The sequence below is a fragment of the Palleronia pelagia genome, from assembly GCF_900110115.1.
Classification (GTDB): Bacteria; Pseudomonadota; Alphaproteobacteria; order Rhodobacterales; family Rhodobacteraceae; genus Palleronia; species Palleronia pelagia.
In genome coordinates this window covers 76696-97061 of sequence record NZ_FOCM01000010.1, presented here as the reverse complement: position 1 = coordinate 97061, position 20366 = coordinate 76696, and the positions used below count along the sequence as shown (strand labels likewise).

Here is a 20366-nt window from a genome sequence, read left to right as displayed (position 1 = left end):
GTTCGAGGCCGAGGCCTACATCCTGACCAAGGAAGAGGGCGGCCGCCACACGCCGTTCTTCGCGAACTACCGCCCGCAGTTCTACTTCCGCACGACGGACGTGACCGGCACGGTGCAGCTGAACGAAGGCACCGAGATGGTCATGCCGGGCGACAACGTGCAGTTCGGCGTCGAGCTGATCGCGCCGATCGCCATGGAAGAGAAACTGCGCTTCGCCATCCGCGAAGGCGGCCGCACCGTCGGCGCCGGCGTGGTGTCGAAGATCATCGAGTAATCGGAACGCATCCCGGCGAAACACGCCGGGATGGCCCGAGACCGAAAACGCAAAGGCCCCGCGAGGGGCCTTTGTCGTGTTGCCCCTCCTGCATCTCGACGGGCGCGGTGTCGGAGCATCCTACGCCGTCCTGACGCGAAACGGCCCGCGACGGTGAACCTGCGCACCGCGCATATCGTTGCAAGCGCAGGGACCGCGCCGGTAGAGGGTACGGGCCCGCGCGACCGGAAAGGACCCCGCCCATGGATCGACACATCGTCCTTGCCCACCGACTGGCCGGTGACGGCACCGCGATCGACGCCGACGAGGACATTTCCGAGGCGCTGGCCGCCGATGGCTGCGCCTGGGTTCACCTGTCATTCGACCGCCCCGAAACCGCGATCTGGATCGAGCGGCATCTGGACTATCTCGACCCGTCGATCCGGGCCGCCCTGACCGAACCGATGAGCCGACCGCGCGCGCTGCGGATCGGCGCGGGCCTGCTGCTGATCCTGCGGGGCATCAACCTGAACGAAGGCGCCGACCCCGAGGACATGGTGTCGCTGCGCGTCTATATCGACCCGGCCCGGATCGTGTCGCTGTCGCGACGCAAGCTGCGATCCGTGGGTGAGCTGTCGGATCGCATCGCGCGCGGGCAGGGGCCCGAGGACGCGGGCGCGTTCCTGGCCGACCTGGTCGAGCTGCTGACCGACCGGATCGAGGCGCAGGTCGCCGACCTCGAGGCACGGAGCGAGGCGCTCGAGGCGGCGGTCATCCAGGATCCGATGCCCAACCACGCCGCCGAGACGACCGATCAGCGGCTCGAGGTGGCCGACCTGCGCCGCTTCCTTCCCGCGCAGCGCGACGCCGTGCGCGACTGCCTGCGGGCTGGACTGGACTGGGTCGACGATGCCGATCACGCGAAGCTGGGCGAACAGCTCGACCAGCTGACCCGCGTGACCGAGACGCTGGATGCCGTGCGCGAACAGCTGGCCACCATCCGCGCCGAGATCGACGGCGCCCGCGACGAGCGGCTCAACCGCAATCTCTACGTGTTGTCGGTGATCTCGGCCGTGTTCCTGCCTTTGGGCTTCATGACGGGCCTGATGGGAATCAACCTCGCGGGCATGCCGGGCGCGTCATGGCCGCCCGCCTTCTGGGTGTTCAGCGGGTCGATGGTGGTCATGGCCGTGGCGGTGCTGGCGGTCCTGCGGCTGTTCCGCGTGCTTTGACGCGTCGCCGGCGCCCGGCCTAGTCGCCGCCGTCGCCATCCCCGCACGCCCCCCAGTCGCCACCGTCGAAACTGTCACCCGGTCTTTGGCCCAGGCCCGGATGCGTGTGCGATCTTAGCGTGCGGCCCATCGGGGTTTTCCAGCTATAGACGGGGCTGCCCAGGGGTGTCCTTGTCCGGCGAAGCGTGCGCACCTGCACCACGTGCGCGAGCCCCCGCCAGGCGAGGCCGCCCACCAGCAAGGCCACCAGCAGCCATGCCAGCCATTCGAGATCGAGCGTGAGCAACCGACTCTCCCTTCTGCACCGGGCCAGTCTGGCACGCGATTGGGGCAGGAGATTGGCCGGACGGACCGGGCTTTCGCGCCATACGAAAACACCCCCGCAGAGAACTGCGGGGGTGTGTCGGGCGCGGCGGGTCAGGCCGCGCAGGAAAGATCGGGGATCAGGCCGCGGCGGCGTTCACGCCGCCCTTGGTGGCGATCTCGGTCATGTGCCGGTCGCCATCGTAGGTCTGGTCGAGGCATTCCTGCAGGATCGCCGCGTCGCCGTCCAGCTTCAGCCGGTTGGCGAAGGCCACGAGGCAGCCATAGCCGGCCAGCGCATAATGCACCATCCGCTGGTACTGGGTGATGATCATGGCATCGCGCACGTCGCTATCGCCGAACTCTTCGTCGAGCGCGTGGGCATGCACTTCCTTCACGAGGCCTTCCATGCCCTTGCAGAATTCGCCATCGGGGTTCACGCCGTGATCCGAGCAGATCTGCTCGAGCTTTTGCATGCCGTCGGCAATGCCGGCGCTGCCCGCGGCCATGGCTTCGCCGAGTTCCTTGTCCTCGGTGGCCTGACCAAGGGCGGTCGTCGCCTCGATCGACTGTTTGCAGGCGCTGTAGAGGTCCTGGATCTGGTCAATATAGACGTCTTTAAGGCTGTTCATCGCCATGGTGTTATCTCCTTCCGTCGAAGTAAGCATTCGTTACGAAAACAACATTCGCAGCGGCCCATTGTTCCACACGATCCGGCCTTGACGGGGGCCCGCGCCTGCCATACGCAACACGCGGCCTAGGGGTATAGCTCAGCTGGTAGAGCGACGGTCTCCAAAACCGTAGGTCGCGGGTTCGAGCCCTGCTGCCCCTGCCAATCCATCCAAAGACCCGCGAACGTCACGACGCGCAGCCGTCGTCCTTCAGCGGGTCGTGCCCCCAGTTCATCAGCGAATAGCGCCACGTGCTGTCCTCGACATCGCCGTCGGGCACCTGCGCGCAGTGCCGATTGATGTAGCCCACCACCTTTTGCATGTGGTCCCACTGGGCGTCGCTCAGGTCGTCCTTGTTGGTGCGCTTGATCTTCACGATCTTCCGGCCCGACTGGTGCCCCGTGGACTCGCCGCCATCGTCATCGCCCACCGACTTGCTTTCGTCGGTCTCCAGCCAGTCCTCGAGCTCTTGCGGCGCCATGTTCACGCGGTCGCGCCATTCGTCCCAGATCTCGTCTTTCGATTTTGCCATTGCGAGTATCCTTTCGTTGCAGCGGCAATCGACCGGGTGTCCGTCGGGTTCCGCGCGGGCTCTGGTCATTGGCGTCGGCTTGGTTAGGGTCGGACGGATCAACGCCGTTTGGGAGGACGCGCATGGCCATCATCACAAGCCCGCACGACACGATCGCCATCCCCGAGATGTCGATCACGGAACGCCTGTTCGCCGGCCTGAAGGGGCAGGGCGACGCCGTCGTTCTCACCGATGGTCCCACGGGGCGCTGCTTGACCGCGGCGGGGTTAGAGGATGCGGTCCGCCGGCTCGCTGGCGGCTTGATCGAACGGGGGCTGAAGCGCGGTGACGTGCTGGCGCTGATGGCGCCCAACGTGCCGGAATACGCCGTGGTCTTCCACGGCACGGCCTTCGCGGGCGGCACCGTGACCACGGTCAACCCGACCTACACCGCCCACGAGGTGCGCAAGCAACTGACAGACTCGGGCGCCACCTGGCTGGTGACGGTGCCCATGTTCCTCGACACCGCGCGCGCGGCGGCAGAAGGCACGCAGGTCCGCAAGATCGCGGTGATCGGCGAGGCGCCCGAGGCGACGCCGCTGACCGCGCTCATGGGCGACCCGCTGGAGGCGCAGGTGGCGGTGGACCTGGAGCGGGACATCGTGGTGCTGCCCTATTCCTCGGGCACCACGGGCCTGCCGAAGGGCGTCATGCTCAGCCATCGCAACATGGTCGCCAACGTGGACCAGACGCTGTCGGCCCTGCCCATCGAGAAGGGCGAAAGCACGGTCGCCTTCCTGCCGTTTTTCCACATCTACGGGATGAACGTGTTGATGAACGCCTTCTTGGCGGGGGGCGGCGCCCTGGTGACCATGCCGCGATTCGAACTGGAGCTGTTCCTGCAGCTCATCCCGCGGCACGGTGTGAAGAAGCTATACCTCGTGCCGCCCGTGGTGCTCGCGCTGGCCAAGCACCCGATGGTGGACGAGCATGACCTGTCGTCGGTCAAGCAGCTCATCAGCGGGGCGGCGCCGCTGGGTGGCGACGTGGCCGACGCGGCGGCCAAGCGGCTGGGCGCGGTGACCACGCAGGCCTACGGCATGACCGAACTGTCGCCCGTCAGCCACGCAACGCCCCTGGCGCGGCCCAAGTCGGGCGCCTCGGGCGTGGCGATCGCCAATACCGAATGCCGGATCGTCGATCTCGAAACGGGCGAGGATTGCGCCCCGGGCGGCGAGGGCGAGCTGTGGGTGCGCGGGCCGCAGGTGATGGTGGGCTACCTGAACAACGCCGAGGCGACCGCCGCCACCATCACCGAGGATGGCTGGCTGCGCACCGGCGACCTGGCCGTTGCGGATGAGGATGGCTATTTCTTCATGCGCGAGCGGGTGAAGGAGTTGATCAAGGTCAAGGGCTTCCAGGTCGCGCCCGCCGAGCTCGAGGCCGAGTTGCTGGCCCACGACGCGATCACCGACTGCGCCGTGCTGGGCAAGCCCGACGACGAGTCGGGCGAGGTGCCGGTCGCCTTCGTCGTCGCGCAGGACGGTGCAGGGCTGTCGGCCGAGGACGTCACCGCCTTTCTGGCCGGGCGGCTGTCGTCCTACAAGGTGCCGCGGGACGTGCGGCTGGTGGACGAGATCCCGAAATCCGCCTCGGGCAAGATCCTGCGCCGGGTGCTGCGGGACGGGCTGGCCTGACAGGTGGCATCGGACGACGAGGTGGCAGAGGTGTTGATGGCGCTGGCCCGCAGCCGCGGGCCCGAGAAAACCTTCTGCCCGTCCGAGGCCGCGCGCCGGCTTGCGGATGACTGGCGGCCACTGATGGACGACGTGCGCCGCGTCGCCGCCACGCTACCGCTGCGGGCGACCCAGCGGGGCCGTCCGGTCGATCCGGTGGCAGCACGCGGCCCGATCCGTTTGCAGATCACGGAATGAGCGCCGGTATCTTCGCCGCCGTGATGGCGGCGGCCTTCCTGCACGCGGCGTGGAACAGCCTGATCAAGTTCGGCGCGTCCAAGATCACCGGCATGCTGATCCTCACCATCGTGCAGGGCTTGGCCGGGCTGGTGATCCTGCTCACGCGGGACCTGCCGGGGCTCGAGGTGGTGCCGTGGCTGGCCGCCAGCGGGCTGTTTCACGCGGGATACAAGCTGTTCCTGGCCCTGGCCTACGAGCAGGGGGACCTCAGCCGGGTCTACCCCATCGCGCGCGGCACCGCGCCGCTGATCGTCATGGCGCTGAGCGGGCTGGTCCTGACCGATGCGCTGACGGGTTGGGAATACGCGGGCATCGCCGTGCTGGGCGCGGGGATCCTCGGCATGGCGCGGGGCGTGTTCTCGGGCGGCGAGGCGGTGCGCCTGCTGCCCTTCGCCTTGGGCTCGGCAGCCATGACGGCGGGCTATTCCATCGTCGACGGGCTGGGCGCGCGGGTGTCGGGCGATGCGGTGACCTTCGTCGCATGGCTGTTCTTTCTCGACATGGTGCTGTTCACGCCGGTCTGCCTGGCGCTGCGGGGGCGGGGCGTGTTGCGGGCCGACAGGCGGGCCTGGGGCCTGGGGGCGCTGGCCGCGGCGGCATCCTACGGCGCCTATGCCATCGCGGTCTGGGCCATGACCGTGGCGCCCATTGCGCTGGTGGCAGCGCTGCGGGAAAGCTCGATCCTTTTCGCGGTGCTGATCGGCTGGCTGGTGTTGGGCGAACGGATGCACCGGGGCAAGGCGCTGTCGGCCCTGCTGATCGTGGCGGGCGTCGCGCTGACCCGGCTCTGACCCAGGGTCAGAGCTTTTCGCGGTAGATCCACTGCTGCGCGATCCCGGCGAAGACCAGGTAGATCGACAGGACGATCAGCGCCAGGTGCAGCGCATCGGAGGTCTGGAAGTTCTGCCACGCCGCGACGCCCGCCAGGACCGTCCACGCCAGTGCGGCCGGCAGCGTCAGCACGCGCCAGCGTTGCGTGCGGGTCGGGTGCACGAATTTCAGCGGCAGGAACATCGCCGCGGCCAGAAGGACCGTGATGATGAGGATCGTCCACCATTCCGGCTGGACCGCGAAGAAGACCAGCACCGCCATGTTCCAGCAGCCCGGGAAGCCCTGGAACGAGTAGTCCCGCGTCTTCATCCGCGTGTCGGCGAAGTAGATGACCGAGGTGTAGGTGATGACGATGATGGCGATCCAGCCCGTCCAGCCCGGTAGAAGGTCCGACCGGAACAGCGCGTAGGCCGGGATGAAAACGTAGGTCAGGTAGTCGATGATCAGGTCCATCAACACCCCGTCGAGCTGCGGCGCGTTCGTTCCCACGTCGTAGCGTCGGGCCAGCGGGCCATCGATGCCGTCGACGAAGAAGGCCACCACAAGCCACAGCCACATGATGTCCCATTTCTGGTCCACCGCGGCCAGCATCGCCAGCATGGCGAAGACGGCGCCGCTGGCGGTCAGCAGGTGGACGAAAAGGGCCTTGATGCGCAGGGTCATGGCTGCCTCCTGCCGGATGGTGCGGCCAAGTGCAATCAGATGCCGCCGGCCGGGCGGCGTTCGATCTCGCGCGCGAACTGGTCCAGCCGACGATCCAGCCGCCGCGTCATCGACGTCTTGGCCAGCTTCAGGGACTGCACCAGCAGGCGGCCCTTCATGGTGGTGGGACGGATATCGAGCGATACGAACATCCGCGCGCAGTTGGGCGCGACCTCCATCACCTCGACATTGAACAGGGTGTGTATGCCATCCAGCTCGGCCTTGATCGCCAGCTGGGTATCGGGGTCGTAGGTGACCACGCGCAGGTCCGCCTTTCGGGACCGGCCGCGATAGTCGAACCGAACGCGCCAGGCCGCCATGGCGCGGCTTTCGCCGTTGGTCCGTTCGACCTGCGCGCCGGCGGCCCGCGCCTTCTGTTCGAAGTGCGTGAAATCGGTCAGTGCGGCAAAGACCCGGTCCGGGGCCACATCCACATCGCGGCGGGTGGAAATCTTCATGGCGCGTTTGTTGCCCAGCCCGCGCGGCGCGTCAATCCAGCGTATCGGCCAACCAGTGACGGATCAGGAAATGCGCGATGGCGCCGGGCCGCGCGGGCGCGATGTCGGGATGCTCGCCCGAGACGGCGCGCATCAGCTCTTCGCGCGAGACCCACAGCGCGTCCTCGATCTCGGCCGGATCGATGCGGATCTCGCGGCTGGTTGCCGTGCCGTGGCATCCAAGCATCAGCGATGCCGGGAAGGGCCAGGGCTGGCTGGCGAGATAGCGCACGGGTCCGACGCGTATGCCGGCCTCCTCGAAGGTCTCGCGCCGCACGGCGGCCTCGATGGTCTCGCCCGGCTCGACGAACCCCGCCAGCAGCGAATACATCCGCTCCGGCCAGCCCGGCGAGCGGCCCAGCAGCAGGTCGTTGCCGTGGGTGATCAGCATGATCGCCACAGGGTCGCAGCGCGGGAAATGATGCGCCCCGCAGGCGGGGCAGTCGCGCTGCCAGCCGGCTTGCGCCATTTCGCTTTCGGCCCCGCAACGCGCGCAGAAACGGTGGATGCGGTGCCATTCGAATAGCCCGCGCGCCGTCGCCGCCAGTTCGGCCTCGCGCGGGGTGAGCCGCGTCATCAGGGCGCGCAGTTCGTGGAAGCCGTGATCATCGGGCAGGGCCGGGTGGCGCTGCACCGACGGGTCCAGGAATGCGTTGAGGCTCTCGGGGATCTCGTCCGGCTGCCAGCGGTCCAGCGACGCGGCGAGAATCGGGCCTTTCTCATCGACCCCCAGCAGGATCAGCTGCCCCGCGTCATTCAGTGCAGCGGCATCGGGCCGGATTTCGGCCAGCCCTGGCGCTTCGGCGTTGCCGCGGACCAACGGTTTGCCCCGCCAGAAGGTCAGCACGCGCGCACCGGCGGCCGTGCGCAGCGCGGCGACGTCCTTGCGCAGATGCGCTGCGCGATCCAGTCGTGATCCGCCAAATGTCACCCGTTCGGCATGTTTCATGGCTGCCACCTTCCCCGCGACGCTACGTCGCCCTCTTCGCCAAGCATGAGGAGGATTGCAAGTGTGTCAGAAAGGTTGCACACTTCAACCTCAGGAGGAAGGATCCGCGTTGTGGATCAACGCACTACGCGGTTTGAAGGGGATTTTTCGAGTTCCATGTACCGGTCTTCGCAGGGTCATGCGTTTTCCACAGATAATTCGTCGCGACAGAAGGGTGGGGGGGCCACAAAGCTCCGGATTCTGGCCACCACCGACCTGCACGGCCATTTGCGGGCGTTCGACTATATCGCCGGACGGGCGAAAGAGTCCGGCGGGCTCACGTCCCTGGCACCCGTGATTGCTTCGATGCGCGAGGGTCCGTGGCCCAGCATCCTGGTCGATGCGGGCGATTTCCTGACCGGAACGTTCCTGGCCGATCTGGCGATGGAGCAAACGGGCGAATACGAAAATCCCGTCATCGCCGCGATGAACGCGTTGCAATATGACGCGGTCGCCCTGGGAAATCACGACATGGACTTCGGCTTGAGGCGCCTTCGGACCGCGCTGCGGGAGGCCGATTTTCCGGTGCTCGGAACCAACCTGATCGCAGATGAACCTGGCGCGTCAGTTGTTCGCTCGGCGATGGTGACCAGGACGATGCACGAGGGCGGCGAGGGGATGCGGCCCCTGCGGATCGGGATCCTGTCTGCCCTTCCGCCCCACACCGTGGCCGAGCTGCGGCATGCCCACACGGACATGGCGGATCTTCTCATGGAGCAGCCGATCGAGGCGCTGAAGCAGGGCTTGGACGATCTCAGATCCATGGAGGCCGATATTTGCCTGGTCCTGTGTCACGAAGGCCCCTCCCACGGCACGTCCAACCGGTCGGATCTGGTCGAGGACATCGCTGCGCTGGACGGTGTGGACGCCATCGTCATGGGGCACCGGCACGCCGTCTTTCCGGCGGAGGAGGCTCCGTCGGATGGGGATATCGGCGGGGTCCCCGCGATCATGCCGGGGTGCTACGGTCGGCATCTGGGCTGCATAGATCTGTCGCTGGAATTCGAGGGGAACGGCTGGCGCGTGCTGGGGCACCGATCCCGGGTGTACGCAGCCCGTGGCGCCTTCGATACCGACGTGTCGCACGCATTGCGCGTTCACGCCGCAACCGCCGACGCTCACGCCCGGGCCGAAGCCTCGGCCGGTCGTATCCTCGGTCGGATGCCTCGGCCGGCCACGTCCTACTTTGCTCGCCTCGGGCGCGATCCGGGCACCATGCTCGTGGCGCGCGTCATGCGCGACGTGGTGGCCGAAGCTTTGCCCGATCTGGACCCGGAATACCTGATCGGGCTGGCGGGGCCGCCCCACACTGGCTGGCAGGGGGGACGTGATTCCTGGACAAACCTGCCGGCGGGCGACGTGCGGTTGGCCCACATGGCCCGACTTCATCCCTATGCGGAACGGATTTGCGCCGTGACGCTCAGCGGTGATGACCTGCGCGCGATCTTGGTGCGCAGTGCGGCGGGGTTCCGGTTCCTGCCGGATCATGCCGACGGACGGGAAATCGTGAATGACCGGGTCCCGGGGCTCGAGCTGAGCTTGAGCCCCGATATCGGTGTGACCTTCGACCTTTCCTGCGAGCGTCCCAAGGAACGGGTCCGTGATATTCGCGTGCACGGGCGCGCGCTGGACCCAGACGGGCTCTATACTGTTGCCATGTCGTTTTTTCGCGCCTGCGGCGGGCGGGCGTGGCCCGGCTGCGGCCAGCAGAAGATCCGCTACGGCACACTCGACACCGTGCAGTCCGCGCTGGTCGAACGCGGGCTGGATCTGGTGGACGAATCCCTGTGGCAGCCGTGCTTCACGCTGCGCTGGCCCGCCACGGTGAGGCCCGTGTTTACGACCGCGCCCGAGGCCGCGCACGTCCTGAACATTATCGAAGATCTCGGTCCCGTGACACAGGTCGATGGCGCGGGCCCGATGATCCGGTTCCGCCTGGGCGCCGGCGCCGGTTGAATTCCCCCGCGCACACGGTTATCTGCGGGATCGAGAGGCTGGCGCGGGCAGGCGCCTCGCCAACCCGGTCAGATCCGGAAGGAAGCAGCCGCAACGAGCCCCGCTTGGGTCGCTGTCCAGCCTCTCACCCACCTCTCTTGACTGTGTGCGCCGGGCGGGCCGTTCTTTTGGCCCTTGATCCAATCGGTTGACCCGTCTTGCCGAGAAGATCGGCAGGCTTCGCGCCGCGGTGTCGCGCAGGTCGCCGATCCGCATGGCGTCGGGTCCAAACGGCGCTATCTTCATCCCGATGAGCGAAAAGAACCAGATGGCGCGAGATCGGACCCAATGGGCCGAGGACCGGACGGATTGGGCCGAGGATCGGACTGTTCTGGCAGCCGAGCGGACCTATGCCGGCTGGGTGCGCACCGGGCTGACGACCATGGTCGTGGCCATCGCATTGCAGGGGGTGTTCGGCCCGGCCGAGCCTACCTGGCTGCCGAAAGCGGTCGCGTCGGTTTTCATCTTCGCGGCGCTTTGCATCTTCCTGGCAGGATGGTCCGAAGCCCGGATCAACCACGACAACTTCACGACCCGCGATGCCCGTTGCCAGCCGGTGTGGCGCCTGCACCTCCTGACCGTCGTCCTCTGCGCCGGGACGGTTTTCACATGCGTCGTGCTCTGGCTGCTCTAGGCCAAGGGCGCTAGGCTGGCGGCTCACATCCCGACTCGACCGAGAGCTCATGACCGACCAGTCCGCCTACCAGGTGCTTGCCCGCAAATACCGCCCCCAGACCTTCGCCGACCTGATCGGGCAGGATGCGATGGTGCGCACGCTGGAGAACGCGTTCAAGGCGGACCGCATCGCGCAGGCCTTCATGATGACGGGCATCCGCGGCACCGGGAAGACGACCACCGCGCGGATCATCGCCAAGGGCATGAACTGCATCGGTCCCGAGGGGCAGGGCGGGCCGACCACCACCCCTTGTGGCCAATGCGAGCCCTGCATCGCCATCGCGAAGGGCACCCACGTGGACGTGATGGAGATGGACGGCGCGTCGCAGACCGGCATCAACGACATCCGCGACAACGTGCTGAACTCGGTGCAGTACGCGCCCGCCTCGGCGCGCTACAAGATCTACATCATCGACGAGGTTCACATGCTGTCGAACAGCGCGTTCAACGCGCTGCTGAAGACGCTGGAAGAGCCGCCCGCCCACGTGAAGTTCATCTTCGCCACGACCGAGATCCGCAAGGTCCCGGTCACCGTCCTGTCGCGCTGTCAGCGGTTCGACCTGCGCCGGATCGAGCCAGAGGTCATGCTGGCCCACCTGCGCGGCATCGCCGACCGTGAGGGGGCCGAGATCGGCGCCGATGCGCTGGGCCTGATCGTGCGCGCCGCCGAAGGGTCGGTGCGCGATGCGCTGTCGCTGATGGACCAGGCGATCTCCCACGGGGCGGGCGAGACCACCGCCGAGGCGGTGCGCGCGATGCTGGGGCTGGCCGACAGGGGCCGGGTGCTCGACCTCTTCGACACGATCATGCGCGGCGACGCGGCCGGTGCGCTGGCCGAGATCGCGGGGCAATACGCCGACGGGGCCGACCCGCTGGCCGTGCTGCGCGACCTGGCCGAGATCACCCATTGGCTCAGCGTCATCAAGATCACGCCGGACGCGGCCGAGGACCCGACCGTGGGCCCCGACGAGCGTGACCGCGGCCGCCGCATGGCCGAAGCCCTGTCCATGCGGGTGCTCACCCGCAGCTGGCAGATGCTGCTGAAGGCGCTGGAAGAGGTCGCGGCCGCCCCCAACGCCATGATGGCGGCCGAGATGGCGATCATTCGCCTGACCCACGTGTCCGACCTGCCGCCGCCCGAGGACCTGCTGAAGAAGTTGCAGGACGGCCCGCCCGCCGGTGCGCCGGCACCGGGACCCGCAGCGCCCGCGCCGGCCCCCGCCGGGCCCTCGGCGTCGGCGCCGCACGCGACTGGCGGATCGGCGCCGCGCGGCGGTGGCGGGTCCGGCGGCGCCGTCACGGCGCTGGCCGCCGACACGGACGCGCTGGCGCGGTTCGCCACGTTCGAACAGGTCGTCGCGCTGATCCGTTTCAACCGCGACGCCAAACTGCTGATCGACGTCGAAACCGGCGTGAGGCTGGTCCGCTACAGCCCCGGCCGGATCGAGTTCGCGCCGACCGACGCCGCGCCGCGAGACCTGGCCGCGCGGCTGTCGCAACGCCTGCAAACCTGGACCGGCGCGCGTTGGGCGGTGTCGGTCGTCGCCGAAGGCGGGGCGCCGACCATCGCCGAGGAGCGCGACCGCGAGCGGCTGGAGCTCGAGGCCAGGGCCGAGGCGCACCCCTTGATGCAGGCCGTGCGGGCGCGCTTTCCCGAGGCCAAAATACTCGAGATCCGGTCGGCCGCACAGATCGCGGCCGAGGCCGCCGCCGAGGCCCTGCCCGAGGTCGAGGACGAATGGGATCCCTTCGCCGAGGATTGAGCGGCCGCGCGCCCGCTTTCGCGCGGCGCATGCCTTGCGATGCGGCAAGACGCTTCGTATCTGTGTCTGAACGCAAGATCCCGAGGCAGGAGTGACAGGATGTTCAAAGGCATGGGCGGATTGGGCGACATGGCCAAGATGATGGCCGCCGCCAAGGATATGCAGGGCAAGATGGAAAACCTGCAGGAAGAGCTTCGCACCATCACCATCACCGGTGAATCCGGCGCGGGCCTCGTCAAGGCGACCGCGACCGCCAAGGGCGAGCTGACGGCGCTGGACATCGACCCGTCGATCTTCAATCCCGACGAGAAAGAGGTCGTCGAGGACCTGATCCTCGCCGCCATCAAGGACGCGCAGCTGAAAGCCTCCGAGCGCAGCCAGCAGGAAATGCAGAAGCTGACCGAAGGCCTGGGCCTGCCGCCGGGCATGAAGCTGCCCTTCTGATCGCGTGGCGGGCGCGGGCGAGGATGTTCAGGCGCTGATCGACCTGATGGCGCGGCTGCCGGGACTTGGGCCACGCTCGGCCCGGCGCGCGGTGCTCCACCTCCTCAAGAAGCGTGGCCAGCTCATGCGCCCGCTGGCACAAAGCATGGCCGAGGTCGCCGACCGCGTGCGGCCCTGCATCAACTGCGGCAATATCGGCACCGAAGAACTTTGCGCGATCTGCCAGTCCGAGAAGCGGACCACCGGCGAAATCTGCGTGGTCGAGGACGTGGCCGATCTTTGGGCGATGGAGCGGGGCGGGGCCTTTCGCGGCCGATATCACGTCCTTGGCGGTACCCTATCGGCGCTGGATGCCGTGGGGCCCGAGGATCTGCGCATTCCCCATCTTATGGACCGCATCGCGGCGGATGGCGTGACCGAGGTCATCCTGGCGCTGAACGCCACGGTCGACGGGCAGACGACTGCCCATTACATCGCGGACCAGTTGCAAGGACGCGATGTTACCGTCACGTCGCTGGCCCAGGGCGTGCCCATCGGCGGCGAGCTGGACTACCTCGACGACGGCACGATTGGCGCGGCTCTGCGCGCGCGGAAGCAAATCTAGCGAAATTCGGCCATATCTTGGTGAATCTCCCCGCCTATCCACAAGAACCGTGGAATCAGGCCCCAGTTAGTCCTTTACAGGTGACGGCCCTTCCCACACCATGTTGTCAAGGACAGGTAAAAAAATCCACCGTCCTTGCACAGGCACCAGCCAAAGCGGCCCGCAAGAGGCCCGCGGCATAAAAACCATGAGGGCGCCATGGCACTGAGCGAGCAGTATTTCCAGACCGACGAGCTGGATCCGATCGATATCGTCGAACATCTTGCCGAATATCACGAGTGGGAATTCGACCGCGTGGCCGATGACCAGATCGCGATGATGGTACAGGGGCAATGGCGCAGCTATTCGCTGACGCTGGCCTGGTCGCCGCAGGACGAGACGCTGCGCCTGATCTGCACCTTCGAGATGGAGCCGCCCGAGGATCGCCTGCCGGCCATCTACGAGGTGCTGAATGGCGCCAACGACAACATCTGGGCGGGCGCCTTCACCTACTGGCGCGAACCGCGCCTCATGGTCTTCCGGTACGGCCTGGTCCTGTCGGGCGGGCAATCGGCCACGCCCGAGCAGATCGACCGCATGATCGGCGCCGCCGTCGCCGCCTCCGAGCGGTTCTACCCGGCGTTCCAGCTGGTGGGCTGGGGCGGTCGCGCGCCCGACGACGCGCTGCAGATCGCCATCGCCGAGGCGTTCGGCCGGGCCTGATCCGCCAACACGGGCGGGCGCCGGGGCCGGCGCCGCGCCCGTTCCGACCTGACTGTTCCCCGAATCGACAGCCCCGCCGTTGCCCCGACCGGGCGCGCGGGGTTGATTGCGCTGCCCGTCGCGGCATGTTCTGTCACGCAATGACAGAATGCCGCAGACAGGAAAGGGGCCGCCATGAATCTGGACGATCTGAAGAAACGGGGACTGGTTCTGCTGGGCTGCGGCAAGATGGGGTCGGCCATGCTGGAAGGCTGGCTGGCGGGCAGCCTGTCGCCCTCGGATGTCTGGGTGATCGACCCCAAGCCGTCGGACTGGTTGCAATCGCTGGACGGGCTGCACCTGAACGAGGATCTTCCCGATGCGCCCGCGATGGTCCTGGTCGCGGTGAAGCCGCAGATGATGGGCGACGCCCTGCCGCAGATGCGCGCGCTGGGCGACGGTGAAACCGTTTTCCTGTCGGTGGCGGCGGGCACCCCGATTAGCGCGTTCGAGGATGCGCTGGGTGGCGCGACGCCGGTGATCCGCGCCATGCCGAACACCCCCGCCGCCGTGGGCCGCGGGATCACGGCGCTGGTCGCCAACGACCGGGGAGATCCCTCGTTGGCGCTGGCCGAGGATCTGTTGCAGGCGGTGGGCCAGACCGTCCGGCTCGACAGCGAAGACCAGATGGATGCCGTGACCGGCGTGTCCGGCTCCGGCCCGGCCTACGTGTTCCACATGATCGAAAGCCTCGCCAAGGCGGGCGAGGCACAGGGCCTGTCGCCCGACCTGGCCATGGCGCTGGCCAAGGCGACTGTCGGCGGCGCAGGGCACCTGGCCGAGAACAGCCCCAAGGACCCCGGCCAGCTGCGCGTCGACGTGACCTCGCCCAACGGGACCACGCAGGCGGGTCTGGACGTGCTGATGGGCGAGCTGCCCGACCTGATGGAGCGCACGGTGAAGGCGGCCGCCGACCGGTCGCGCGAGCTGAAGGGATGACCGAGGCGAGCTTCGCCGATTTCCAGAAGCTCGACATCCGGGTGGGCCGTATCACCCGGGCCGAGCCGTTCCCCGAAGCGCGGAAGCCCGCGATCAAGCTTTGGGTCGATTTCGGCGCGTTGGGCGAACGCAAGAGCTCGGCGCAGCTTACCCGCCACTATACGCCCGAGGGCCTCGTCGGTCGGCAGGTGATGGCAGTCGTGAACTTCCCGCCGCGCCAGATCGGACCCGTCATGTCCGAGATCCTGGTGCTGGGTGTGCCGGATGAAGACGGCGAGGTCGTGTTGCTGGCCCCGGATCGGGGTGTGCCACTGGGAGGGCGGATGTTTTGAAAAAACTGTTCATTAGCAGATGGCTGCCGGACGAAACGCATGCAAAGCTTGAAGCCCTGTTCGACGTCACCCACGTGGACCGGCCGCTGACGCCCGAGGCCGCGCGCGAGCGGATGGCCGAGTTCGACGCCATGCTGTGCTGTATCGGCGACGACCTTTCCGAGGCGGCGTTCGAGGGCGATCCCCGCTGCCGGCTGATCGCGAATTACGGCGTCGGCTTCAACCACATCGCGGTCGAGGCGGCGCGTGCGAAGGGCATCACCGTCACGAATACGCCCGGCGCCGTCACGGACGGCACGGCAGATATCGCCATGACCCTGATCCTGATGACCCGCCGTCGCGCGGGCGAGGGCGAGCGGCTGCTTCGTCGCGGCGAGTGGGAGGGCTGGCACCCCGGCGCGCTGCTGGGCGAGAAAGCCACCGGCGCGCATCTGGGCATCGTTGGGATGGGCCGCATCGGCAAGGCCATCGCCGCACGCTGTCACCACGGCTTCGGGATGGAGGTTTCGTTCTACAACCGCTCGCGCGTCGACGATCCCGGGGTTCCCGCCACGCAGGTCGAGGACCTGAGGGACCTGGCGCGCCGCGTCGACATTCTCGTGCTGGCCGTGCCCGCGTCACCGCAGACGCATCACCTGATAGATGCCGAGGTGCTGGGCGCCATGCGCCCCGACGCCTGCCTCGTAAACATCGCCCGTGGCGACGTGGTGGAAGAGTCCGCCCTGGTCGAGGTGTTGGAACGCGGCGGCATCGCCGGTGCGGGGCTGGATGTCTACGAGCACGAACCGCACGTGCCGGACGCGCTGAAGGCCATGGAGCGGGTCACCCTGCTGCCGCACATGGGAACCTCGGTGATGGACGTGCGGCTGATCATGGGCGAGGTGATCCTCGAGGACCTGCGCGCCTTCGCGGAAGGGCGCGAGCCGCCCCACGCGCTCTAGAGCGGGCTGGTCTCGCCCGTCGCCTCGCGCCAGTGGCGACGGCAGAGCGACAGGTAGGTTTCGTTCCCGCCGACCTGCACCTGCGCGCCTTCGGTCAGAACGCGGCCCTCGGCGTCCTTGCGGACCACCATGGTCGCCTTGCGTCCGCAATGGCAGATGGTGCGCACTTCGCGCATGTCGTCGGCCCAGGCCAGGAGCGCGGCCGAGGCCGGGAAGAGCCGCCCCTGGAAATCCACGCGCAACCCGTAGCACATGACCGGCACGCCCAAGTCATCGGCCACGCAGGCCAGCTGCCAGACCTGTTCGGGCGTCAGGAACTGCGCCTCGTCCACGAAGATGCAGGCAATCTCGGCCTCCGACAGCCAGGCTTCGGCGCGCGCGAACAGGTCGTCGTCCGGCCCGCAGGTCTCGGCCGCGGCCGAAATGCCGATCCGGCTGCCGATCCGGCCAAGGCCCGCCCTGGTGTCGGTGCCGGTGGTCAGCAGCCGCGTCTCCATCCCCCGCTCGCGGTAGTTGTGTGCGGCTTGCAAGAGCAGCGTCGACTTGCCCGCGTTCATGGTCGAGTAGTTGAAGTATAGCTTGGCCAAATCCCCTCCATCCCGCGGTCAGATGATCTCGGATCATCTGCAAGCGACGATCCAAGATCGTCTGGTTGAGATCATCCCGGATGATCTCAGCCCTGCAGGCTGCGCACCTCGATATCGCCCGCGACCCGGGCGCGCATGGCCTGCGCCGCCGCGTGGCACCCCGCCAGCGTGGTGAAATACGGAATGCGATCCATCAGGGCGACATTGCGCATGGACCGGCTGTCCTCGACGGCCTGCGCGCCCTCGGTCGTGTTCATGACCAGCGCGATGTCGCCGTCCTTCATCACGTCCACGATCGTACGCCCGCCCTCGTAGACCTTGTTCACGGTCTTCGACGCGATTCCGTTCTCATCCAGGAACGAGGCGGTGCCGCGCGTGGCGACGATGGTCAGCCCGAGCTCCGTCAGGATGCGCGCCGTGTCGATCAACTGTTCGGTCTTGTCCGTGTCCTTGATCGACAGGAATACCGCGCCTTCGGTCGGCAGGTGCACGCCCGCGCCCATCTGCGCCTTGAGGAAGGCGGTGGGGAAGTCGCGGTCCCAGCCCATGACCTCGCCGGTCGAGCGCATCTCGGGTCCGAGCAGCGTGTCGACGCCGGGGAACCGTGCGAAGGGCAGCACAGATTCCTTGACCGAGAACCACGGCATCGCCGGATCGGCCAGCGTCAGCGGATCGGCGATGGGCACGGTCTCGCCCGGTTGCACGCCATCGGGGTAGGGGTCGCGCATGGGGAAGCTCGCCAGCTTTTCACCGGCCATCAGCCGTGCCGCGATCGACGCGATGGCACTGTCGGTCGCCTTCGCCACGAAGGGGACCGTGCGCGACGCGCGCGGGTTGACCTCGAGCACGTAGATATCGTCGTCCTTGATCGCGAATTGAACATTCATCAGGCCCACAACGCCCAGTTTCAGGGCCATCGCCTTCGTCTGACGTTCCAATTCTGCAATCGTGTCGTCGCTCAGGGTGTAGGGCGGCAGCGAACAGGCGCTGTCGCCCGAATGCACGCCCGCCTCCTCGATATGCTGCATGACGCCGGCCACGTGCACATCGGTGCCGTCGCTCAGGCAGTCCACGTCGACTTCGACCGCGCCGCTCAGATAACTGTCCAGCAGGACCGGGTTCTTGCCCGACACGTCCACCGCGTCGCGGATGTAGCGCGCCAGGTGGGCGTCGTCGCGCACGATCTCCATCGCGCGGCCGCCCAGCACGTAGGAGGGGCGGATCACCAGCGGGTAGCCGACCTCGGCCGCCATCGCCATCGCCTCTTCGTCCGAACGGGCAAGGCCGTTCTTGGGCTGGCGCAGGCCCAGCTCGTTCAGCATCGCCTGGAACCGCTCGCGGTCCTCGGCCAGGTCGATGGCGTCGGGCGAGGTGCCGAGGATGGGGATGCCGGCCTCTTGCAAGGCGTTGGCCAGCTTGAGCGGCGTCTGGCCGCCGTATTGCACGATCACACCCGCCAGCGTGCCGTTCGACTGCTCGACGCGCAGGATCTCCATCACGTGTTCCAGCGTCAGCGGCTCGAAATACAGCCGGTCGGAGGTGTCGTAGTCGGTGCTGACGGTCTCGGGGTTGCAGTTGATCATGATGGTCTCGAACCCGGCATCGGTCAGCGCGAAACAGGCGTGACAGCAGCAGTAGTCGAACTCGATCCCCTGGCCGATCCGGTTGGGGCCACCGCCGAGGATCACCACCTTCTTGGCGTCGGTCGGGCGGCTTTCGCATTCGACCTCACCCATGACCGGGTACTCGTAGGTGGAATACATGTAGGGCGTCTGCGCCTCGAACTCGGCCGCGCAGGTGTCGATCCGCTTGAAGACGGCAGTGACGCCAAGGTTGTGGCGGGCGCGGCGCACGTTGCCCTCGTCCCGGCCGGTCAGCTTGGCCAGCCGCGCGTCGGTGAAGCCCATCATCTTCAGGGCGCGCAGGCCATCCTCGTCGGTCGGCAGGCCGTTGGAGCGCACGCGTTCCTCGGCGTCGATGATCTCGCGGATGCGGGCCAGGAACCACGGGTCGAACTTGGTCACGGCCTGGATCTCGTCGTCGCTCAGCCCCAGGCGCATGGCCTGGGCGATGACGCGGATGCGGTCGGGCGTCTGCTGGCTGAGCGCGGCGGTGATACTGGCGCGGTCGGGGGCGCCGTCGATGGCGATCTCGTCGAGGCCGGTCAGCCCCGACTCCATCGAGGCCAGCGCCTTCTGCAGCGACTCGTGGAAGCTCCGGCCGATGGCCATGGCCTCGCCCACCGACTTCATGGCGGTGGTCAGGTCCGGGGTGGCGCCCGGGAACTTCTCGAAGGCGAATTTCGGGATCTTGGTGACGACGTAGTCGATCGACGGCTCGAACGATGCGGGCGTGACGCCTGTGATGTCGTTGTCGAGCTCGTCGAGCGTGTAGCCCACGGCGAGCTTGGCCGCGATCTTGGCGATGGGGAAGCCGGTGGCCTTCGACGCCAGCGCCGACGAGCGCGAGACGCGGGGGTTCATCTCGATCACCACCATGCGGCCGTCCTCGGGGTTCACGGCCCATTGAACGTTCGACCCGCCGGTTTCGACCCCGATCTCGCGCAGCACGGCGATGCTGGCCGAGCGCATGATCTGGTATTCCTTGTCGGTGAGCGTCAGCGCGGGGGCCACGGTGATCGAGTCGCCGGTGTGCACCCCCATCGGGTCCACGTTCTCGATGGCGCAGACGATGATGGCGTTGTCGGCGCGGTCGCGCACGACTTCCATCTCGTATTCCTTCCAGCCCAGCAGGCTTTCGTCGATCAGGATCTGGCTGACGGGCGAGGCGTCGAGCCCGCCCTTGCAGATGCGCACGTAGTCGTCGCGGTTATAGGCCACGCCGCCGCCGGTGCCGCCCAGCGTGTAGGCGGGGCGGATGATGGCGGGCAGGCCCACATGCTCGAGCGCGGCCATGCATTCGTCCATGTTCGACGCGATGGTGGCCGCGGGGTTTTCCAGGCCGATCCGCTCCATCGCCTCGCGGAACAGCTTGCGGTCCTCGGCCATCTCGATGGCTTCGCGCCGGGCGCCGATCATCTCGACACCGTGTTCGGCCAGCACGCCCATCTCCTCCAGTTTCAGCGCGGTGTTAAGGCCGGTCTGCCCGCCCATGGTGGGCAGCAGGGCGTCGGGCTTTTCCTTGGCGATGATCTTGGCCACGATCTCGGGCGTGATCGGCTCGATATAGGTGGCGTCGGCCAGGCCCGGGTCGGTCATGATCGTCGCCGGGTTCGAGTTCACCAGGATGACGCGATAGCCTTCCTCTCGTAGCGCCTTGCAGGCTTGCGCGCCAGAATAGTCGAATTCGCAGGCCTGTCCGATGATGATCGGTCCTGCCCCGATGATCATGATGGACTGGATGTCGGTTCTTTTCGGCATG

General features: G+C 67.5%; 22 protein-coding genes, 1 tRNA gene and 1 other RNA gene. 16 read left to right on the top strand and 8 right to left on the bottom strand.

Annotation, left to right across the window (positions count from 1 at the left end; all coding sequences use genetic code 11):
* On the top strand, positions 1-274 hold a 274-nt coding region (locus BMX96_RS17355; RefSeq protein WP_456238458.1), incomplete at its 5' end, for an EF-Tu C-terminal domain-related protein.
* A gap of 242 nt (positions 275-516) precedes the next feature.
* Positions 517-1485: a CorA family divalent cation transporter gene (locus BMX96_RS17350; RefSeq protein ID WP_091846626.1), complete on the top strand. Its 969-nt coding sequence runs from the start codon at positions 517-519 to the stop codon at positions 1483-1485.
* Between the two features lie 19 nt (positions 1486-1504).
* Here BMX96_RS17350 and BMX96_RS17345 read toward each other — a convergent pair whose 3' ends face one another.
* Both BMX96_RS17345 and BMX96_RS17340 read right to left on the bottom strand, forming a co-directional pair.
* Positions 1505-1771: a hypothetical protein gene (locus BMX96_RS17345; protein WP_091846625.1), complete on the bottom strand. Its 267-nt coding sequence runs from the start codon at positions 1769-1771 to the stop codon at positions 1505-1507.
* A 157-nt stretch (positions 1772-1928) separates the two neighbouring features.
* A complete protein-coding gene (locus BMX96_RS17340) occupies positions 1929-2426 on the bottom strand; it encodes a ferritin-like domain-containing protein (protein WP_091846624.1) in 498 nt (165 codons plus the stop codon).
* A 121-nt stretch (positions 2427-2547) separates the two neighbouring features.
* Here BMX96_RS17340 and BMX96_RS17335 point away from each other — a divergent pair.
* Positions 2548-2623, top strand: a tRNA-Trp gene (locus tag BMX96_RS17335).
* 23 nt (positions 2624-2646) lie between these two features.
* On the opposite strand, the gene BMX96_RS17330 is transcribed toward BMX96_RS17335, so the two are convergent.
* Entirely contained in the window at positions 2647-2991 is a 345-nt protein-coding gene (locus BMX96_RS17330; RefSeq protein WP_091846623.1) for a DUF3140 domain-containing protein, read from the bottom strand.
* A gap of 122 nt (positions 2992-3113) precedes the next feature.
* On the opposite strand from BMX96_RS17330, the gene BMX96_RS17325 reads away from it, so the two are divergent.
* From BMX96_RS17325 to BMX96_RS17315, 3 genes are read left to right on the top strand one after another with little or no spacing between them, the layout of a single operon-like run.
* A complete protein-coding gene (locus tag BMX96_RS17325) occupies positions 3114-4667 on the top strand; it encodes an AMP-binding protein (RefSeq protein ID WP_091846622.1) in 1554 nt (517 codons plus the stop codon).
* A 36-nt stretch (positions 4668-4703) separates the two neighbouring features.
* The gene (locus BMX96_RS17320) at positions 4704-4904 is read left to right on the top strand and encodes a DUF3253 domain-containing protein (protein WP_236737120.1); all 201 of its coding nucleotides are present in this window, start codon (positions 4704-4706) and stop codon (positions 4902-4904) included.
* Positions 4901-5737, top strand: a complete 837-nt coding sequence (locus BMX96_RS17315) for a DMT family transporter (RefSeq protein WP_091846620.1) — start codon at positions 4901-4903, stop codon at positions 5735-5737. The genes BMX96_RS17320 and BMX96_RS17315 overlap by 4 nt, the downstream gene beginning before the upstream one ends.
* 7 nt (positions 5738-5744) lie before the next feature.
* On the opposite strand, the gene BMX96_RS17310 is transcribed toward BMX96_RS17315, so the two are convergent.
* Genes BMX96_RS17310 through nudC form a run of 3 tightly spaced genes read right to left on the bottom strand, consistent with a single transcriptional unit; the run spans position 5745 to position 7925 of the window.
* Positions 5745-6440 (bottom strand): CDP-alcohol phosphatidyltransferase family protein, encoded by a 696-nt coding sequence (locus tag BMX96_RS17310; protein ID WP_073129812.1) that lies wholly within the window; start codon positions 6438-6440, stop codon positions 5745-5747.
* Between the two features lie 35 nt (positions 6441-6475).
* On the bottom strand, positions 6476-6937 hold the full coding sequence (locus BMX96_RS17305; protein WP_091846619.1) for an SRPBCC family protein: 462 nt from the start codon (positions 6935-6937) through the stop codon (positions 6476-6478).
* A 31-nt stretch (positions 6938-6968) separates the two neighbouring features.
* Positions 6969-7925, bottom strand: a complete 957-nt coding sequence (gene nudC / locus BMX96_RS17300; protein WP_091846618.1) for an NAD(+) diphosphatase — start codon at positions 7923-7925, stop codon at positions 6969-6971.
* A 75-nt stretch (positions 7926-8000) separates the two neighbouring features.
* Here nudC and BMX96_RS17295 point away from each other — a divergent pair, with 75 nt between their 5' ends.
* The 10 genes from BMX96_RS17295 to BMX96_RS17250 all read left to right on the top strand — a co-directional run bounded on the left by BMX96_RS17295 (position 8001) and on the right by BMX96_RS17250 (position 16398).
* Positions 8001-9920 carry a bifunctional metallophosphatase/5'-nucleotidase gene (locus tag BMX96_RS17295; protein ID WP_214606868.1) on the top strand — a complete coding sequence of 640 codons (1920 nt, stop codon included), beginning with the start codon at positions 8001-8003 and terminating at the stop codon, positions 9918-9920.
* Between the two features lie 32 nt (positions 9921-9952).
* An RNA gene (gene ffs, locus BMX96_RS17290) (signal recognition particle sRNA small type) lies at positions 9953-10049 on the top strand.
* A 160-nt stretch (positions 10050-10209) separates the two neighbouring features.
* Entirely contained in the window at positions 10210-10593 is a 384-nt protein-coding gene (locus tag BMX96_RS17285) for a YidH family protein (RefSeq protein WP_091846631.1), read from the top strand.
* A 49-nt stretch (positions 10594-10642) separates the two neighbouring features.
* Positions 10643-12397 (top strand): DNA polymerase III subunit gamma/tau, encoded by a 1755-nt coding sequence (locus BMX96_RS17280; RefSeq protein WP_091846616.1) that lies wholly within the window; start codon positions 10643-10645, stop codon positions 12395-12397.
* Positions 12398-12496: 99 nt separating this feature from the next.
* The gene (locus BMX96_RS17275) at positions 12497-12841 is read left to right on the top strand and encodes a YbaB/EbfC family nucleoid-associated protein (protein ID WP_073129825.1); all 345 of its coding nucleotides are present in this window, start codon (positions 12497-12499) and stop codon (positions 12839-12841) included.
* Between the two features lie 4 nt (positions 12842-12845).
* Positions 12846-13445, top strand: a complete 600-nt coding sequence (gene recR / locus BMX96_RS17270) for a recombination mediator RecR (protein ID WP_091846615.1) — start codon at positions 12846-12848, stop codon at positions 13443-13445.
* A 198-nt stretch (positions 13446-13643) separates the two neighbouring features.
* Positions 13644-14147: a type III secretion system chaperone family protein gene (locus BMX96_RS17265; protein ID WP_091846614.1), complete on the top strand. Its 504-nt coding sequence runs from the start codon at positions 13644-13646 to the stop codon at positions 14145-14147.
* Between the two features lie 174 nt (positions 14148-14321).
* Entirely contained in the window at positions 14322-15125 is an 804-nt protein-coding gene (gene proC, locus BMX96_RS17260) for a pyrroline-5-carboxylate reductase (protein ID WP_091846613.1), read from the top strand.
* Entirely contained in the window at positions 15122-15457 is a 336-nt protein-coding gene (locus BMX96_RS17255) for a tRNA-binding protein (protein ID WP_091846612.1), read from the top strand. Before proC ends, BMX96_RS17255 begins: the two co-directional genes overlap by 4 nt.
* Entirely contained in the window at positions 15454-16398 is a 945-nt protein-coding gene (locus tag BMX96_RS17250) for a 2-hydroxyacid dehydrogenase (RefSeq protein ID WP_236737117.1), read from the top strand. Before BMX96_RS17255 ends, BMX96_RS17250 begins: the two co-directional genes overlap by 4 nt.
* Here BMX96_RS17250 and BMX96_RS17245 read toward each other — a convergent pair.
* On the bottom strand, positions 16395-16985 hold the full coding sequence (locus BMX96_RS17245; RefSeq protein WP_091846611.1) for a thymidine kinase: 591 nt from the start codon (positions 16983-16985) through the stop codon (positions 16395-16397). The genes BMX96_RS17250 and BMX96_RS17245 overlap by 4 nt on opposite strands.
* 86 nt (positions 16986-17071) lie before the next feature.
* Complete coding sequence (carB, locus tag BMX96_RS17240) at positions 17072-20365, bottom strand: carbamoyl-phosphate synthase large subunit (RefSeq protein ID WP_091846610.1); 3294 nt, start codon at positions 20363-20365, stop codon at positions 17072-17074.
* Position 20366 lies beyond the last annotated feature (1 nt).

Bases quoted from the DNA above. Each gene is read 5' to 3' on its own strand.
- BMX96_RS17350 (WP_091846626.1), top strand. From the start codon at position 517: ATGGATCGACACATCGTCCTTGCCCACCGACTGGCCGGTGACGGCACC.
- BMX96_RS17340 (WP_091846624.1), bottom strand. From the start codon at position 2,426: ATGGCGATGAACAGCCTTAAAGACGTCTATATTGACCAGATCCAGGAC.
- BMX96_RS17330 (WP_091846623.1), bottom strand. From the start codon at position 2,991: ATGGCAAAATCGAAAGACGAGATCTGGGACGAATGGCGCGACCGCGTG.
- BMX96_RS17325 (WP_091846622.1), top strand. From the start codon at position 3,114: ATGGCCATCATCACAAGCCCGCACGACACGATCGCCATCCCCGAGATG.
- BMX96_RS17320 (WP_236737120.1), top strand. From the start codon at position 4,704: ATGGCGCTGGCCCGCAGCCGCGGGCCCGAGAAAACCTTCTGCCCGTCC.
- BMX96_RS17315 (WP_091846620.1), top strand. From the start codon at position 4,901: ATGAGCGCCGGTATCTTCGCCGCCGTGATGGCGGCGGCCTTCCTGCAC.
- BMX96_RS17310 (WP_073129812.1), bottom strand. From the start codon at position 6,440: ATGACCCTGCGCATCAAGGCCCTTTTCGTCCACCTGCTGACCGCCAGC.
- BMX96_RS17305 (WP_091846619.1), bottom strand. From the start codon at position 6,937: ATGAAGATTTCCACCCGCCGCGATGTGGATGTGGCCCCGGACCGGGTC.
- nudC (WP_091846618.1), bottom strand. From the start codon at position 7,925: ATGAAACATGCCGAACGGGTGACATTTGGCGGATCACGACTGGATCGC.
- BMX96_RS17285 (WP_091846631.1), top strand. From the start codon at position 10,210: ATGAGCGAAAAGAACCAGATGGCGCGAGATCGGACCCAATGGGCCGAG.
- BMX96_RS17280 (WP_091846616.1), top strand. From the start codon at position 10,643: ATGACCGACCAGTCCGCCTACCAGGTGCTTGCCCGCAAATACCGCCCC.
- BMX96_RS17275 (WP_073129825.1), top strand. From the start codon at position 12,497: ATGTTCAAAGGCATGGGCGGATTGGGCGACATGGCCAAGATGATGGCC.
- BMX96_RS17265 (WP_091846614.1), top strand. From the start codon at position 13,644: ATGGCACTGAGCGAGCAGTATTTCCAGACCGACGAGCTGGATCCGATC.
- proC (WP_091846613.1), top strand. From the start codon at position 14,322: ATGAATCTGGACGATCTGAAGAAACGGGGACTGGTTCTGCTGGGCTGC.
- BMX96_RS17255 (WP_091846612.1), top strand. From the start codon at position 15,122: ATGACCGAGGCGAGCTTCGCCGATTTCCAGAAGCTCGACATCCGGGTG.
- carB (WP_091846610.1), bottom strand. From the start codon at position 20,365: ATGCCGAAAAGAACCGACATCCAGTCCATCATGATCATCGGGGCAGGA.